Source organism: Rhodococcoides fascians A44A, from assembly GCF_000760735.1.
GTDB lineage: Bacteria > Actinomycetota > Actinomycetes > Mycobacteriales > Mycobacteriaceae > Rhodococcoides > Rhodococcoides fascians_E.
In genome coordinates, this window is the sequence record NZ_JMEX01000008.1 from 1,423,053 (window position 1) to 1,437,254 (window position 14,202).

16 protein-coding genes are annotated in these 14,202 nt (G+C 65.2%); 6 read left to right on the forward strand and 10 right to left on the reverse strand.

The genetic code is table 11. The features are described from left to right. Positions 1–33 precede the first annotated feature (33 nt). Positions 34–1,296, forward strand: a complete 1,263-nt coding sequence (locus tag BH95_RS19020) for a lipase family protein (protein ID WP_033189467.1) — start codon at positions 34–36, stop codon at positions 1,294–1,296. Here the strand turns inward: BH95_RS19020 and BH95_RS19025 are convergent. Continuing rightward, positions 1,293–2,084, reverse strand: coding sequence for an SDR family NAD(P)-dependent oxidoreductase (locus BH95_RS19025; protein ID WP_244165038.1), 792 nt, complete (start codon positions 2,082–2,084; stop codon positions 1,293–1,295). The two genes, BH95_RS19020 and BH95_RS19025, sit on opposite strands and share 4 nt — an antisense overlap. 57 nt (positions 2,085–2,141) lie before the next feature. On the opposite strand from BH95_RS19025, the gene BH95_RS19030 reads away from it, so the two are divergent. After that, positions 2,142–3,956 carry an AfsR/SARP family transcriptional regulator gene (locus BH95_RS19030; RefSeq protein ID WP_037183533.1) on the forward strand — a complete coding sequence of 605 codons (1,815 nt, stop codon included), beginning with the start codon at positions 2,142–2,144 and terminating at the stop codon, positions 3,954–3,956. A gap of 15 nt (positions 3,957–3,971) precedes the next feature. Here BH95_RS19030 and BH95_RS19035 read toward each other — a convergent pair whose 3' ends face one another. From BH95_RS19035 to BH95_RS19045, 3 genes are all read right to left on the reverse strand, one after another. Then, positions 3,972–4,655: a thioesterase domain-containing protein gene (locus tag BH95_RS19035; protein ID WP_037183535.1), complete on the reverse strand. Its 684-nt coding sequence runs from the start codon at positions 4,653–4,655 to the stop codon at positions 3,972–3,974. Positions 4,656–4,893: 238 nt separating this feature from the next. Beyond that, a complete protein-coding gene (locus BH95_RS19040; RefSeq protein ID WP_037109883.1) occupies positions 4,894–5,220 on the reverse strand; it encodes a branched-chain amino acid transporter permease in 327 nt (108 codons plus the stop codon). After that, positions 5,213–5,887, reverse strand: coding sequence for an AzlC family ABC transporter permease (locus BH95_RS19045; RefSeq protein ID WP_037183537.1), 675 nt, complete (start codon positions 5,885–5,887; stop codon positions 5,213–5,215). The genes BH95_RS19040 and BH95_RS19045 overlap by 8 nt, the downstream gene beginning before the upstream one ends. Positions 5,888–5,967: 80 nt before the next feature. On the opposite strand from BH95_RS19045, the gene BH95_RS19050 reads away from it, so the two are divergent. Both BH95_RS19050 and BH95_RS19055 read left to right on the forward strand, forming a co-directional pair. Continuing rightward, positions 5,968–6,411: an Lrp/AsnC family transcriptional regulator gene (locus BH95_RS19050; protein ID WP_020112207.1), complete on the forward strand. Its 444-nt coding sequence runs from the start codon at positions 5,968–5,970 to the stop codon at positions 6,409–6,411. Positions 6,412–6,436: 25 nt separating this feature from the next. Beyond that, positions 6,437–7,078: an SGNH/GDSL hydrolase family protein gene (locus tag BH95_RS19055; RefSeq protein ID WP_019665097.1), complete on the forward strand. Its 642-nt coding sequence runs from the start codon at positions 6,437–6,439 to the stop codon at positions 7,076–7,078. On the opposite strand, the gene BH95_RS19060 is transcribed toward BH95_RS19055, so the two are convergent. Further along, positions 7,009–8,313 (reverse strand): MFS transporter, encoded by a 1,305-nt coding sequence (locus BH95_RS19060; RefSeq protein WP_037183539.1) that lies wholly within the window; start codon positions 8,311–8,313, stop codon positions 7,009–7,011. The two genes, BH95_RS19055 and BH95_RS19060, sit on opposite strands and share 70 nt — an antisense overlap. Before the next feature lie 31 nt (positions 8,314–8,344). On the opposite strand from BH95_RS19060, the gene BH95_RS19065 reads away from it, so the two are divergent. Further along, positions 8,345–9,217, forward strand: a complete 873-nt coding sequence (locus BH95_RS19065; protein ID WP_037160675.1) for a LysR family transcriptional regulator — start codon at positions 8,345–8,347, stop codon at positions 9,215–9,217. Here BH95_RS19065 and BH95_RS19070 read toward each other — a convergent pair. The 5 genes from BH95_RS19070 to BH95_RS19090 form a co-directional block, all read right to left on the reverse strand. Further along, a complete protein-coding gene (locus BH95_RS19070; RefSeq protein WP_019665100.1) occupies positions 9,205–10,443 on the reverse strand; it encodes a glutaminase in 1,239 nt (412 codons plus the stop codon). The genes BH95_RS19065 and BH95_RS19070 overlap by 13 nt on opposite strands. A 19-nt stretch (positions 10,444–10,462) precedes the next feature. After that, the gene (locus tag BH95_RS19075) at positions 10,463–10,888 is read right to left on the reverse strand and encodes a pyridoxamine 5'-phosphate oxidase family protein (protein ID WP_037183541.1); all 426 of its coding nucleotides are present in this window, start codon (positions 10,886–10,888) and stop codon (positions 10,463–10,465) included. A gap of 18 nt (positions 10,889–10,906) precedes the next feature. Then, entirely contained in the window at positions 10,907–11,398 is a 492-nt protein-coding gene (locus BH95_RS19080; RefSeq protein ID WP_033189475.1) for a GNAT family N-acetyltransferase, read from the reverse strand. Positions 11,399–11,440: 42 nt separating this feature from the next. Continuing rightward, on the reverse strand, positions 11,441–12,118 hold the full coding sequence (locus BH95_RS19085) for an SDR family oxidoreductase (RefSeq protein ID WP_037183543.1): 678 nt from the start codon (positions 12,116–12,118) through the stop codon (positions 11,441–11,443). Positions 12,119–12,212: 94 nt separating this feature from the next. Next, a complete protein-coding gene (locus tag BH95_RS19090) occupies positions 12,213–12,737 on the reverse strand; it encodes a DinB family protein (protein WP_037183545.1) in 525 nt (174 codons plus the stop codon). 118 nt (positions 12,738–12,855) lie between these two features. Here BH95_RS19090 and ggh point away from each other — a divergent pair, with 118 nt between their 5' ends. Continuing rightward, positions 12,856–14,193 carry a glucosylglycerate hydrolase gene (gene ggh / locus BH95_RS19095; RefSeq protein WP_019665105.1) on the forward strand — a complete coding sequence of 446 codons (1,338 nt, stop codon included), beginning with the start codon at positions 12,856–12,858 and terminating at the stop codon, positions 14,191–14,193. The last annotated feature ends 9 nt before the right edge of the window (positions 14,194–14,202 follow it).

The window sequence follows — 14,202 nt, forward strand, 5'->3', positions numbered from 1 at the left end:
CACAGGGGGCATGGGTGCGCTTTAATCTGTCTCATGTCACGAGTTGGTAAAGGCTTCTTGGTCGGCGTGGTCGCTGCCGTGGTCGTCGGGTCGAGTGCGTTCGTTGCCCAGGCGGATCCGGGGCCCGGGTCGCCCATTCCGGCGAACGATCCGTTCTACAGCTACGACGGGTCTCTCGACGTTGCGCCGGGCACGGTGCTGCGGAGTCGGCCGATGGTGTTCGCAACGCCGACCCTGACCACGCCGATCACCGGGGATCAGGTGCTGTTCCGCACCACCGATCAACAGGGTCGCGGCGCGGTCACCGCGGCGGCCGTTCTCCGACCGCTGATTCCCGGCCCGACCAAGATCGTCTCGTACCACATGGCGTACGACGCTCTCGGATCGCAGTGCGACCCGTCCTACACCCTCAGCGGTGGTGCGACGAGTCCTATTGCCGAGGCGGAGCAGGCAGTGATCGCGGGTTACCTCGCTGCGGGATACACCGTCGTCGCGCCGGATTACGAAGGTGAAGAACTAGAGTGGACGATCGGACGACAGTCCGGATACGCGGCGCTGGACGGTATTCGCGCGGCCGAGCAGTTCCTGCAGGTGCCGACGTCGACTCCCGTTGGGATGATCGGATACTCGGGTGGCTCGGTTCCGACGCAGTGGGGTGCCGAGGTTGCACCGAGTTACGCTCCGGAGCTCAACCTTGTCGGCGTCGCGGCGGGTGGTCTCCCGGTCGACCTCGCGCACAATCTTCCTTACGTCAGCGGAAGCGCGCAGTGGGCGGGTGTGATTCCGGCACTCATCGTCGCGTACCAGCGGGCGTACGGACTGAACACGAGCGAATTCGTCTCGGACTACGGGCTGCAGGTGATGGACCAGGTGGATCAGGAGTGCATCGCGCAGTTCGCCGACGACTACCCCACCCTCACCGATGCAGACATGGTGAAGGCGCCGTACACGTCACTTCTGGATGTGCCGGAGGTAGTCGAGGCGATCAACGACAACATCATGGGCACCGCAGGTACACCGCGTGTTCCGATGTTCTTGGCCGTTGGCCACGCGGATCCGATCGGTGACACCATCATGATCACTGCCGACGTTCAGGCGCTTGCACACCAGTACTGCAGCCAGGGCGTCGACGTCCAGTACTCGCAGTACGACGGGTTGACGCACGGCGAGGCTTTTCCGCCGTTCGAGGCCCAGGGGCTGCTGTTCATGACCGAGCGTTTCTCGGGGGCTCCGACGCACAGCAATTGCGCCACGATTCCCCCGGGCAACAGCCTCGCGCCGACGCCGGTGCCCTAGAGCAGCGTGGGTAGGACTCCCCCGTCGACTCTGACCGCTGCGCCGTTGGTGGCCGAGGCGACCGGGCTGGCCAGGAACGTCACCATGTTCGCGATTTCGGCCGGTTCGATGAAACGTTGCAGCAGGGACGTCGTGTTGGAGCTCGCGATGGCAGATTTCAGGTCGTCGACGGGGATGGACCGCGCCGCGGCGAGAGCGTCGACGGTCCGTGCGACTCCGTCGGAGTAGGTGGGGCCACCGAGGACCGAATTGACGGTCACAGCAGTGCCTTTCGTGAGCTTGGCCAACCCGTTCCCCAGGGACAGCATCGCGGTCTTGGTCGTGCCGTAGTGGATCATGTCGGGCGGCACGTCGACTCCGGATTCACTGCTGACGAACAGGATTCGTCCCCAGCCACGCCCCAGCATGCCGGGCATGAGGCGTCGGGCCAGACGCACTCCGCTCATGACGTTGACGTCGAAGTATCGCTGCCAGTCGTCGTCGGAGATGTCGGTGAAGGGTGTGAGTTCGAACAGACCGACGTTGTTCACGAGGATGTCGACGTCCCCGAGCCGGTCGAGAAGGAGTTCGACGTCGGTGGCCACGGCGAAGTCGGCGACGATTCCGCGGACGGTGGCGTCGGGGGCGTGGTGTTGCAGTGATTCGACGGCACGATCGAGCCGCGCGGTGTCGCGGCCGTTGATCGTCACGTCGACGCCTTCGGCGAGCAGCGCCCGCGCGACGGCGTATCCGATTCCTTCGGTGGAACCGCTGACGAATGCCGATTTTCCGGTGAGGTTCATGTACATGCGTCGATCGTCGTGCACGTCGATCAGCGGCCGATCAGCGCGAACTAGAATCGCAGCGTGAGCGAGCTTCGGATCCGCGTTCTCGGCCCGGTGGAGGTGGAGATCGACGGTATGCCGGTGCGCATCTCGAAGCCGCGGCTACGCGAGATGCTCTGCCTGCTGGTGATCGCTCGCGGTAGGACGGTGCGCACGTCGAGTCTCGTCGACGATCTGTGGGAGGACGCACCTGCGGGTGCACTCGGCATCGTGCAGACCTTCGTGGGTGAGCTTCGGAAGATCCTGGAGCCTGGCAGGCCGGCGCGCACTCCCCCGACGACGTTGGTGACCAGGGGTGCCGGATACGCACTCGTTCTGGCCGCCGACGCGGTGGATCTGTGGCGCGCGGAGCAGTTGGTTCGGGACGACGAGCCCGAGCATGCACTCGAGCAGTGGAGCGGACATACGTTCGAGGAGTTCGCGGATCGTGCGTGGGCAACGGGAGAACGCGCGCGAATCGCAGAGCTCAGGGCCGGTGCCGTGGAGCGACGTGCGGAGGCGCGGATCGCCGAGGGCAAGGGGGACAGCATCATTGCGTCACTCGACCGCCACGTCGACGAGCACCCGTGGCGTGAGGAGGGGTGGCGTCTGTTGGCTGTCGCGTTGTACGGGGCGGGTCGGCAGGGTGACGCGCTCGAGGTTCTGCGGCGTGCTCGCGAGACGTTCGTTCGTGGGCTGGGCCTCGATCCGAGTGATCGCCTGGCAAGTCTGGAACAGCGTATTCTGACGCGGGATTCTGGGCTGCTCTCTCACGGTAGCTCTGTCCTGATGCAGACTGCGGCAGCGCAGGCTCGCGGCGGAGCGCGATCGCAGATCGAAAGTGCTACAGCGCTTCTGCCGCTTCTTGCCCAGTCCGGATCGGTCGACGCCGCCACCGAGCAGCGCGTGGCGACGATCCGCGCTGCCGAGCAATTCGGTGATCCGGAGCTGACGGCACGCGTCATCGTGGGCTACGACGTTCCGGGAGTCTGGACGCGGTCCGACGATCCGGCGAAATCAGCGGCCATCGTCGAGGCCGCCGACCGGACTCTGGCGATCCTCCCGCCGACGGCATCGACCCGGGTACGGGCCCGTCTGCTGGCGACGATCGCGATGGAATCTCGTGGCGTGGACAGCCGGATGGACGAGGCACGAGAGGCCGAGCGGCTGGCGCGGACCCTCGCCGACCCGGCGCTACTCTGCCTCGCGCTGAGCGCACGCTATCTGCAGACGTGTCGGAGGACCGGCCTGGCCCGCGATCGTGAACGCATCGGTGCCGACATCATCGACATCGCCGTGGCATCCGAGTTGCCCACCTTCGACATCGCCGGTCGACTGATCCGCATGCAAGCGTTGTGCGCGCTCGACGACATCGACGAAGCCTCGATGGAGGCAGACCTCGTGGACGGAATCGCCGCCAGATTCGATCGCCCCCTCGCGTCGGTGTTCACCGCGTGGTTCCGCTACACCTTCACCGGCGGACCACCTCCACCGGACGGTGACGAAATGCCTGGATTCCGAACCGGATTGACCGCCATGTCCGCGCTGACCACGGCTCTGCGGAACGACACTGCACTACCCAGGGGAGACTTCGGCCCCTATGCGCCGTGGGCCCAACCGCTCCTCGCGACCGACGCGGAGGCGTCGGGCATGCTCGAGACGGTCCCCGATCCGCCGCACGATCTGATGGCCGAAATCTGTTGGTACCTGGTCGGTACAGCTGCCCTCCGCGTCGGGCATCACGGCGCTGCTCGACGCGCACACACGGCCCTGCTCCCTGCAGTCGACGAGCGCGCGGCGGGGTCCGGAGCACTCGATCTCGGCCCGATCGGCCCGTTGATCACGGCGTTGGAGTGACTCCGCGGTTCGCGGTCAGAAGAAGCGGTCGGCCAATTCGCCGACGAGGGAGAGATCGCGTGCGTCGGGAATCAGGTACTTGGTGACCGTTCCGCTGATGAACGGGTGCCAGGCGCCGCCGCCGAACTCGTCGGCAACTACCACTGCTTGCCCGACGAACACGCCGGGGAAATGCCGAGCCGCCAGTGTGCCGTTGTGTGCGGCGATGGCCAGGAGTTCCTCGGCGCGGCTGCGGTCGATGACGTCGCCCATTCGTGCCAGGAGTTCGCGGCCCGTGTCGGCGGCCTGCGGACGTGGTTCGGCCGACACCAGAATGAGCTGCCCGACGCTCACGCCCCGGCGCTGGAGCTCGACGGCTATCGCGTGGGCGAGAACGCCGCCGAAGGAGACACCGAGAAGATGCACGGTGCCCGACGCCTGGACCGCCACGATCTCGTCGGCGTAGAGCGCGGCGAGCGATGTCAGGGACTCGGCCGTGGTGCTGATGGCCTGAACCCCGTAGACGGGCCGATCTTCGCCGACATGCTCCACGAGCTCGGCGTAGCAGCTGGTCAGCCCCTCGATCGGGTGGATGCAGAATACTGGAGCCTGGGTGCCGGTGGTGCGAATGGGTAGAACCGCAGGCGTTGCGTAGTTGGTGACCGCAGTGTCGGCGTAATCGGTGAAGGCCAACTTCGAGTAATCGTTCACTACGGTCATGCGGTGCCTCCAGGGTCGAGTCTGTCGGAATGTCTTCAGTGGGTCTCTTGTGCCGCCTGAGGAGTATGTCGCGCATTCAACCAACACTGTTACCCGCGTCACAGACTCGTTATATTACGATTCGGTCGAGCCCCGGAATGACACTGGTGGGATTCGGGATTCATCCAGTCCATCTCGAGTTCGCACTTGTGCAGACGACACGCCGGTGAGGACCTGCACAAGTGCGAATTCGACGGGTTCAGAACACCCAGTTCTGCAGGACGACGCAGGTGACGGTGCCGCCGAGGATGCTGAGGGCGATGTTGCGGCGCCAGAGGTGCAGGCCGATGGTGACGGTGACGCCGGCGAGGGGCGGAATGCCGTGGGCGGCGCCGGTGAGGTCGATGGAGGACAGGGCGTAGACGGCGAGGATGGCGACGGCGCCGAGGGGCATCCATTTACCGAGTGAGTCGAGGAGGGCGGATTCTCGCAGGGACGATCGGACGAGGAACGGAATTGCTCTCAGCGAGAATGTGATTCCGACGGCGACGGCCAGGGCTGCGGCGATGTACCAGTAGTCAACCACGCCGGTGCCTGATGATCAGGGCTGCGGTGAACACGCACATTGCCACGACCAGCATGGATCCAGGTGCGAGCACCCACCCGATAATCCCGGCGCCGACGGCCAACATCAGCGTCACCCGGTCGGGATTTTCGCGGTAGACGTCGAGGAACAGCACGACGAACAGTGCGGTGAGAACGAAGTCGAGTCCTTCGAGTCCGGCGAGCAGGGAGCTGCCCACACCGGCGCCGACGAGGGATCCGACCATCCACGACGAGTGCAGGCCGAACTGGGTCCACAGGATCTGTCGGCCTCGTAGTCGGGCGGATGCGAGGGCGAAGGCTTCGTCGCAGAGCGCGAAGATGCTGTACAGCTTGGCCATTCGGCCGTCGACGCGTTGCAGGGGAAAGGTGAGACCGTAGAACAGGTGCCGTGAGTTGACCAGCAGTGTGGTGATGGCGATCGCGGCGAGGGGCGCGGATGCGGCCAGGAGCCCGACCAGAATGAATTCGACGGAGCCGGCGAAGAGGACGCCGGAGATGATGGGCGCGAGCCACCACGGGAGATCGTGTGCGGTGACGATCACCCCGAAACCGATTCCCAGAACGAACAATCCGAGCCATACGACGCCTGCTGATCGGGTGGCGTCGCGGAACGGGGAGCGTAGCTGGGTGGGGGCGAGCGTGGTCATGCGGCAATGATAGGAAATACGTCGCGCGATTTTGTTGCCGCTTCTTGTGTAAAGCCCGAGATGCGCGCAATATCAGAGATGTGGATGCCATCGATGAGCACATTTTGTTGCTGCTGCAGGAGAACGGCCGGTTGACCAATCAAGAGCTGGCTGCGCAGGTGGGGCTCACGCCTGCGCCGTGCCTGAGGCGCGTCCGCAAGTTGGAGGAGGACGGCGTCATCACCGGTTACTCCGCGATAGTCGACCGAACACGCATGGGGCGGGGGTTCGAAGTCATCATTCATGCCGACCTCGTCGCGAAGGACTTCCGGACGGTGGCCGCGTTCGAGGAACGCATGGCCGGGATGTCGGAGGTCGCGGAGTTGCGCAGGATGTTCGGCATCCCCGACTATTTCATTCGTGTTCGTGTGGCGGACCTTGCAGCGTTCGAAAAATGGCTCACGACACAACTTATGGGTGATCCGGCCATCGCGCGGGTGGACTCGCGCATCACCATGAAAATTCTCAAGACCGATGCTCCGTGAGTCTCGCTGACTTACCATCGTTCTCGTGAGAAAGCTGATTGCGTTGTGTGCGATCGTCGTTGCCGCACTGCTCGTCGGGAACGTTCCCGCGCACGCGCAACCACGTCCGTTGAGGGTGGCGATCGTCGGCGATTCCTTCAGCGCGGGCATCGGCGCGAGCAGCGGCTACGGCGGCTACGCCACTCTGCTCGGGGCCAGGGGTTGCTGGGATCTGAATCTGGTGGCGCGGTCCGGCAGTGGGTACGCGGCAAGCACCGACCCGTTCGTCAGTGTCCCGCGGGTAGCGGCCGTCGCGACGTCGCTTCCGGACGTGATCATCGTGCAGGGCAGCGGAAACGACCGCGGCGACGGCAGGTTGTTCGCGGCGGCCACCGGCCTGTATCTCACTTATCGCGTGGTGGCACCCCAAGCGCGGATCATCGTCGTCGGGCCTACCGGTGCCCCCAATGCCAAACACGGCAACATCGACGAGATCCGACGCCACCTCCGCGATGCGGCCGGGGTGGCAGGCGTGACGTTCCTGGATCCGAAGGCGGAGCGATGGTTGAACCCGGCCACCGACTACGCGCCCGACGGAATTCACCCGAACGACGGTGGTCACGCTCGATTGGCGGACCGACTGTTCTCCGCGCTGTCCGGCCTCGGCGTCGGCGGTAGTTGCGGGTGATCGGTACGGCCGAGGTGTAGATCGCGCAGCCACACCAGCAGCGACAGACCGGCGAACACCACTCCGGTGACGCAGACTCCGGTCCAGCCGTAGTGCTTCCAGGCGAGCGTGCCGACGGCGGACCCCACCGAAGCTCCGACGAAGTACGTCGTCATGTAGATCGAGTTGATGCGCGCCCGTGCTTCGGGTTCCAAGGCGTAGACGACGTTCTGATTGCTGACGTGCACGCCTTGCAGTGCCAAATCGACCAGGACGAAGGCAAGCACGAACACGAGCCAGACGTGGCTTCCGATCATGAACAGCGGCCACACGGCGATCAGCAGTACGACGCCGATTCCGGTTCCCCACTGAACCAGTCCGCGGTCGGCCAGACGGCCGGCGACCGACGCCATCAGCGCACCGGCCACGCCGGCGAGCCCGATCAGCCCGATCTGAGCTGCGGAGAAGCCGAATTCGGTGGTGAGCAGCAACGTCATCGTGGCGAACACTGCGCTGACCGACGCGAAGGACAAGGCACCGAGGGCGGATCGAACACGTAACCGGGGGTACCGACGGACGAGCACGCCCATCGACGCCAGCGCGGGCAGGTAGGACACACCTGCTGTCCCCGAGTGTCGCGGCAGTACCCGCCACAAGCCCGCTGCCGCGATCAACATCAGGACCGAGGCCAGCCGGTACACCCCCTGCCATCCGGTCACGTCGGACAGTAGGCCGGAGATGCTGCGGGCCAGCAGAATTCCCGTCAGCAAACCGCCCATGACGATTCCGACGACTCGGCCCGACTCCGACGGGTCGGCCATCGAGGCTGCGAACGGAACGATGACCTGCGCGGCAACGGAGAACAATCCGGCCATGGCGGTCCCGACGAGCAACCACGAGAGTCCGGGCGAGAAGCCGGCGAGAGCCTGCCCGACGGCAGCCAGCGCCATCAGTCCGACGCTGAGCTTCCGTCGATCGACCACATCGCCGAGCGGAACGAGGAACAGCAGACCGAGTGCGTAGGAGATCTGCGCGACGGTGACCGACACTGCGGCCGCGGACTGCGAGACTCCGAAGTGTTCGGCGATGAGGTCGAGCAGTGGCTGGTTGAGGTAGTTGCCGCCGGCGCTCAGTCCCGTTGCCACCGCCATGAGGGCGACGACGGGAGTCCCGATCCCGGTTTTGTTCGACGTTGTCGTGTTCACGGGTACAGCCTTCTCCTGATCGATCATGCTGTCCAATAGATCGATCAGCACCATCGATCGCGCTAAGCGATAGATTGAGTGGGTGGAACTCCGTCATATCCAATACGCCGTCGCGGTGGCCGAGGAACAGCACTTCAGCCGAGCTGCCGCCCGCCTGCACGTCGCGCAATCCGCTCTGAGCAGTCAGATCCGCGACCTCGAGCGAGAGCTCGGCGTCGAGCTGTTCACTCGCACCAGCCGTAGCGTCACCGTCACCAAGGCGGGCCAGATCTTCCTCGAACGCGCCTACGGCGTGCTGGGTGCGGTGGCGCGCCTCGTCTCGGACGTCTCGCCGTCGAACACCGAAGTCCGACGCCTCCGCGTCGGGATGATCGTTCCCCTGACTCGGGTGGATGTGGTCGCGGCCGTCGCCGCGTTGGCAATCTCGCATCCCAACACGACGGTGTCGCTGTTGCCGAGGGGCAGCGCGGATACCGTCGCAGGTGTCGCCGACGGTTCCCTCGACCTGGGGATCATCGGCCTCGCGCCGGGCCGGACGCACGTCGGTCTGACGTCGACTGCGCTGTGGACGGAGAAGCTGTCGTTGTTCGTCTCCCCCCGTCACGAGTGGGCAGGCAGGGTGACGGTGCGCCTGGCCGAACTGGGCGGAGTGCCGATGATCGACCGGCCCGCGGGGAGCGAAGCCCGCATGCAGACCGATCACGCGTTCACGCAGTCGTCCGTCGAGCGGGGCCCGGTCATCGAAGCGGACTCGGCGGAACTGGTCACCGGGCTGGCGGAGGCGCAGCTGGGTGTCACACTGCTGCCGTCGTCACTGGCCGAGTTGTTTCCTCGGCTTCATCGGATCGACGTGGTCGACGCACCGACGCGCACTGTCTCGGTGATCACCCACCCCGAGCACATCACTTCGGTGACAACAGCATTCACCGAGATCCTGCTGAATCAGGCGTCCTGAGTCCGGATCCGGGGGTAAGTGCCGTCGCCCAGGTTCGGGTCCGGCAGAACACCGTCGGGATCGATGAGCGCGACGTCTCGGCCATCGAGCGCGATGCGTCGCATACCCTCGAGAGTCATTCGTCGGCCGACGTCGGAGAACCGGTTCACCCGGGAGACGTCGAAAACGATTGTGCCCGACGATGTGTCGCGGGACAAGGCGTCGAGCAGCATCTCCGCACCACCGAACTGTACGACGCCCTGCAGCTCGACCGTCGATTCGCCGTCCTCTTCGCGGATGCTCCGCAGGACCGACGAACCGTAGGGCTCGACGTCCATCAGATGCATGCCCATGTCGTCGGACAGCCGCTCGAAGACCTGCACGCCGCGGACGCTGTTGCCGTGCGAGTCGAGTCTCGGTGACAGGACGCCGATACCCACCTGGCCCGGAAGCGAACCCAGAAGACCGCCCGCCACACCACTTTTCGCGGGAATACCCACCGACGTCAACCAGTGGCCGGCGGCGTCGTACATGCCCGCTCCTGCCATGACCGACAGGGTCTGCCGGGCGACCGCCCGGCTGACGACCTGTTCGCCGGACGTCGGGTGAACCCCGCCGGACGCCAGCGTGGCTCCCATCAGCGAGAGGTCTCGGACCGTGACGTTGATGGAGCACTGCGTCGTGTAGCCCTCGACGACGGCATGGGCCTCGTCGGGCAGAATGCCGTAGTTGCGCAGCATGTGCGCGATGGCGAGGTTTCTGTCCGCAGTGTCCAGCTCGGACCGGCAGACGGACTCGTCGACGGACAACTGCCGTCCGGCGAGGGTCGAGAAGAAACTCAGTGCGCGAGAGGTTCTTTCCTCGACCGACGAACCCAGCAGAGAATGTGTGGCGATGGCGCCTGCGTTGATCATCGGATTCTTCGGCCGGCGAGTGTCACCTTCGAGGGACAGCTCGTTGAACGCCTCGCCCGACGGCTCCACCCCGACCGTGTCGAGCACGGCGTCGAAGCCCCGGTCGGTCAGCGCGGCCGCGTACGCGAACGGCTTGGAAATCGACTGGATCGAGAACTCGGTCTCGTCGTCGCCGACGGAATGAGTCCGTCCGTCGACCGTCGTCACCGCAATCCCGAACACGTCGGGGTTCGCATGCGCGAGATCGGGAATGTAGTCCGCGACCTCGCCGTCCGTATTGCTCGACAGGCTGTCCAGTACTTCCCGCAGGTAATCGGGAACAGGTGACTTCACGGTACGAAATGTACCTGGTTCAGATCGACCCCAGATCCGCGCCGATCCAGTGCTCGGTGCTCAGGGAGAACCGAACCTGGTCTCCGTGATCGGACGCGGCGAACTGGAGGTATCCCTCCACCTTGTCGGGCGCGAGGTAACGCTCGGCCATCTCGCGAAGCTGTTCGAGGGTGCCGGGCTCCTCCCGAAGCACAGGCCCGTCGACCGCGACGTACTTGATGCTGGGTTCGACCTGCTCGACCATCAAGCTGAATCGCCCTGCAGCACGGATCAACTCGGCCTTCTTGGAAGTCTTCCCTGTGAGCACCCAGGCTTCGCCGCCGGGGGTGTACTGGTACCAGATGGGTACGGTCAGTGGACCTCGATCGTTGCCGGCGAAGACCGACAGGGCCGCGATGTGCGGCTCGGACAGAAACTCTTCTCGTTCCGATTTCGACAGTGGCATGCGCTCAGTTTAGGTCCGTCACTCCAGCTCGTCGAAGGGTTTCGCATACCGAAAGCTCCCGTTCACCGGGCCTGCACCGAGCTGGAGGGCCTGGAAGAAGTGGCCCCACGCGGGGTCGGGCGATTCGACGCCGACATCGAAGGCCGCGCGAAACCCGAACCGGCTGTAGTAACCGGGGTCGCCCAGCAGGGCCAGCACCGGGATGTCGAGTGCCTCCGACGCGCCGATCAGCGCGTACATCAACGCTTTCCCGACGCCGGTGCCCTGGAACTCCGGGAGCACGGCGAGCGGTCCGATCCCGACCCCGAAGTCGACGCCGCGGCTACCGATGACGTACCCCGCGATTGTCCCGTCCACGACCGCGACCAGCGACAACTCGGGGACGTACCCGTCGGCGAACAGCTTCTCGGTCAACCCGACTTCGACAGGTTCGGCGTCGTCCTGGCGGAATGCTGCCCGCACGACGCCGAGCACGGCCGGGCGGTCGGCTGGACGTTCGCGTCGAATCATCACCGCCCGAGTATGGCTGCCGTTCATCGGTGTTCCGATTGCTCAGCGGGGAATCGGCTTGAGCACGATGTCGGTCGGATGAGCGTCGGCCGGTGTGTCGACTGCATTGCGGACTGCCTGTGCGACGGTGGATGCCCGCAGGAAGTGCGACGGCTCGTAGTGATCCCCTTCGTGTTCGACGATCGCCCTCTGCATGTCCGTGTCGATGCGTCCGGGGTGAATCGACGTGACCCGAAGCGTCGGCTCCTCCGCGCGCAACGCGTCGCCGAAGGCCCTCAACGCGAACTTCGACGCGGCGTACGCGCCCCACCCTGGATTGACACGCAGACCCGCCCCGGAATTGATGAGTACCACGTGGCCGCCTGCCCGTCGCAAAGCCGGCAGAAGAGCCTTCGTCAGGGACACGACCGCGAGAACGTTCGACTCGTACTGGGCGCGCCAATCCGCAATCGAGGACTCGGCAACCGTCCCCAGCGCCGCAACGCCTGCATTGTGCACCAGCACATCGAGAGACTCGATGCCCTCCGCCGCCCTGGCCACAGCGTCGTGATCGAGAAGATCCACCGGCCACGGCGTCGAACCCGGCAGTACCGACGCAATCGACGCCAGCGAGTCCGCCGACCGTCCGCCCAGTCGAACCTCGTGATCCGACGCCAATACCCGGGCAATCTCCGCCCCGAGTCCCCGGCTCGCACCCGTCACCAGCGCAGTGGATGTCATGCTTCCACCTTAGATCCGTGCACTGTGCCGGACCGAACGTGACGTTCGGTCACTTGGAGTGACCGAACGGTTCATTCGGTCCGACGGATCGGGCTCAGTCGAATGTCATGCCCGCTTCGGCGGCCATGGACATGGTGGTGCTGGCGCCGTCGAGGGATTCGCGGATGATGTCGGCGTGGCCGGCGTGCTGGGCGATTTCGCGCAGGATGTGCAGCAGGGTGAACCGTGCCGATTGCCATGCGCGTTCGGGAGCCCAGGGTGCCGTCGGGAGTGGGATTTGGGCGTCGAGGTCCATGGTGGCGAGTGCTGTTTCGGTGTCGGCGGCGACGCGGGCGAGGTCGGCGATCAGTCCGGCAACGGTCTCGTCGGGACCCATGACGTATTCGGTGCCCATACGGGACATGTCGAATTCTGCGTTCTCGTCCATGTCGGCGATGGTTTTCATCCAGCCGCGCTCGTTGCTGACGACGTGGTGGAGCAGGCCGCCGAGGGTCAGTTCGCTGACGGTGGTTCGGGTGCGGGCCTGGTCGTCGGTGATGCCGGTGACGGTGTACAGGAAGTTCTTGCGCTGATCGGCGAGCATTCGCGCAATGTCGGCTTTTTCACCGGTGAGAGTCATGGTGTTCCCTTTCGTTGCTGGTGAGAACGACAGTAGAGACGATTGCGGACAGTTACGGTCCTGAAAAGAACTCGAGTCTCGATGGGCGGAAAGTACGGAAGGGTCGCAAACTAGAGGGATGGGCGACCGTGGATTCACTTCGACACAGTTGGCCGCGCGGGCTGCCTACCTTCTGCGCGGCAACGACCTGGGCACCATGACGAGCGCCGCCCCGAAGCTGTATCCGCACATGTGGAGCTGGGACGCGGCGTTCGTGTCGGTCGGGTTGGCGCCGCTGAGCGTGGAACGCGCGGTCGTCGAGTTGGACACGTTGTTGTCGGCGCAGTGGAAGAACGGGATGATTCCGCACATCGTGTTCGCCAACGGTGTCGACGGGTACTTCCCCGGTCCGGCGAGGTGGGAGACGTCGGAACTGGCGGTGCACGCTCCGTTGGGGCCCCAGACGTCGGGCATCACCCAGCCACCCGTCCACGCGATCGCGGTGCAGAGAATTCTCGATCATTCCCGTCGTCACGGCCGCACCACCCGAGCGGTCGCGGAGGAGTTCCTCGACCGCCGGTGGGACAACCTGGTGCGGTGGCATCGCTGGTTGGCCGAGGCGCGCGACATCGCGGACAACGGCCGCGTCACCCTGTTTCACGGCTGGGAATCCGGGATGGACAACTCTCCGCGGTGGGACGCGTCGTACCGGGGTGTCGTGCCCGGGGAGATGCCGCCGTACGTGCGCAAGGACGACACGGTCGTGACCGACGCGTCGCAGCGGCCGAGCAATATCGAGTACGACCGCTACATCTGGCTCGTCGAGGAGATGAAGCAGGCGGGGTACGACGACGCTGCGCTCAAGGAGAAGATGAGCTTCGCGGTCGAGGACGTGTTCGTCAGCGCGATCTTCGCCATGGCGTGCGATGTGTTGGCGACCATCGGCGAGGAGCATTCGAAACCGAATTCCGATGTGCGCGAGTTGCGTGGATGGGCCGAGAAGTTTCGCACAGGCGTCATCGCCACGACGGACAGCCGGTCGGGTGCGGCACGAGATTACGATCTGCGGGCTCGGCGCTGGATCACCACCGACACCATCGCGATGTTCGCGCCGCTGTTGTGCGGTGGACTACCGCGTGAGCAGGAGCGGACGCTGCTGCGGCTGTTCGAGGGAACACGTTTCTGTGGGCACCCCGACCTTCGCTACGCGGTACCGCCGTCGACGTCGCCGGTGTCGCGAGATTTCCGCCCGCGCGAATACTGGCGCGGTCCGGTGTGGCCCGTCATGACGTGGTTGTTCTCGTGGGCGTTCTCGCGCCGGGGTTGGGCGGAGCGTTCACTGGACCTGCGTGAGGAAGGCTTGCGGCAGGCCAGCGACGGTACGTTCGCCGAGTACTACGAGCCGTTCACGGGTGAGCCACTCGGCAGCATGCAGCAATCCTGGACTGCTGCAGCAGTTCTCGACTGGCTCGGCTGACTCACATGG

What these genes read in the sequence shown, in the direction of transcription:
- BH95_RS19085 (WP_037183543.1), bottom strand. Translation starts at nt 12,118, where the DNA reads ATGACATCCACTGCGCTGGTGACGGGTGCGAGCCGGGGACTCGGGGCG.
- BH95_RS19090 (WP_037183545.1), bottom strand. Translation starts at nt 12,737, where the DNA reads ATGACTCTCACCGGTGAAAAAGCCGACATTGCGCGAATGCTCGCCGAT.
- BH95_RS19025 (WP_244165038.1), bottom strand. Translation starts at nt 2,084, where the DNA reads ATGTACATGAACCTCACCGGAAAATCGGCATTCGTCAGCGGTTCCACC.
- BH95_RS19045 (WP_037183537.1), bottom strand. Translation starts at nt 5,887, where the DNA reads ATGACCACGCTCGCCCCCACCCAGCTACGCTCCCCGTTCCGCGACGCC.
- BH95_RS19020 (WP_033189467.1), top strand. Translation starts at nt 34, where the DNA reads ATGTCACGAGTTGGTAAAGGCTTCTTGGTCGGCGTGGTCGCTGCCGTG.
- ggh (WP_019665105.1), top strand. Translation starts at nt 12,856, where the DNA reads ATGGGCGACCGTGGATTCACTTCGACACAGTTGGCCGCGCGGGCTGCC.
- BH95_RS19080 (WP_033189475.1), bottom strand. Translation starts at nt 11,398, where the DNA reads ATGATTCGACGCGAACGTCCAGCCGACCGCCCGGCCGTGCTCGGCGTC.
- BH95_RS19075 (WP_037183541.1), bottom strand. Translation starts at nt 10,888, where the DNA reads ATGCCACTGTCGAAATCGGAACGAGAAGAGTTTCTGTCCGAGCCGCAC.
- BH95_RS19035 (WP_037183535.1), bottom strand. Translation starts at nt 4,655, where the DNA reads ATGACCGTAGTGAACGATTACTCGAAGTTGGCCTTCACCGATTACGCC.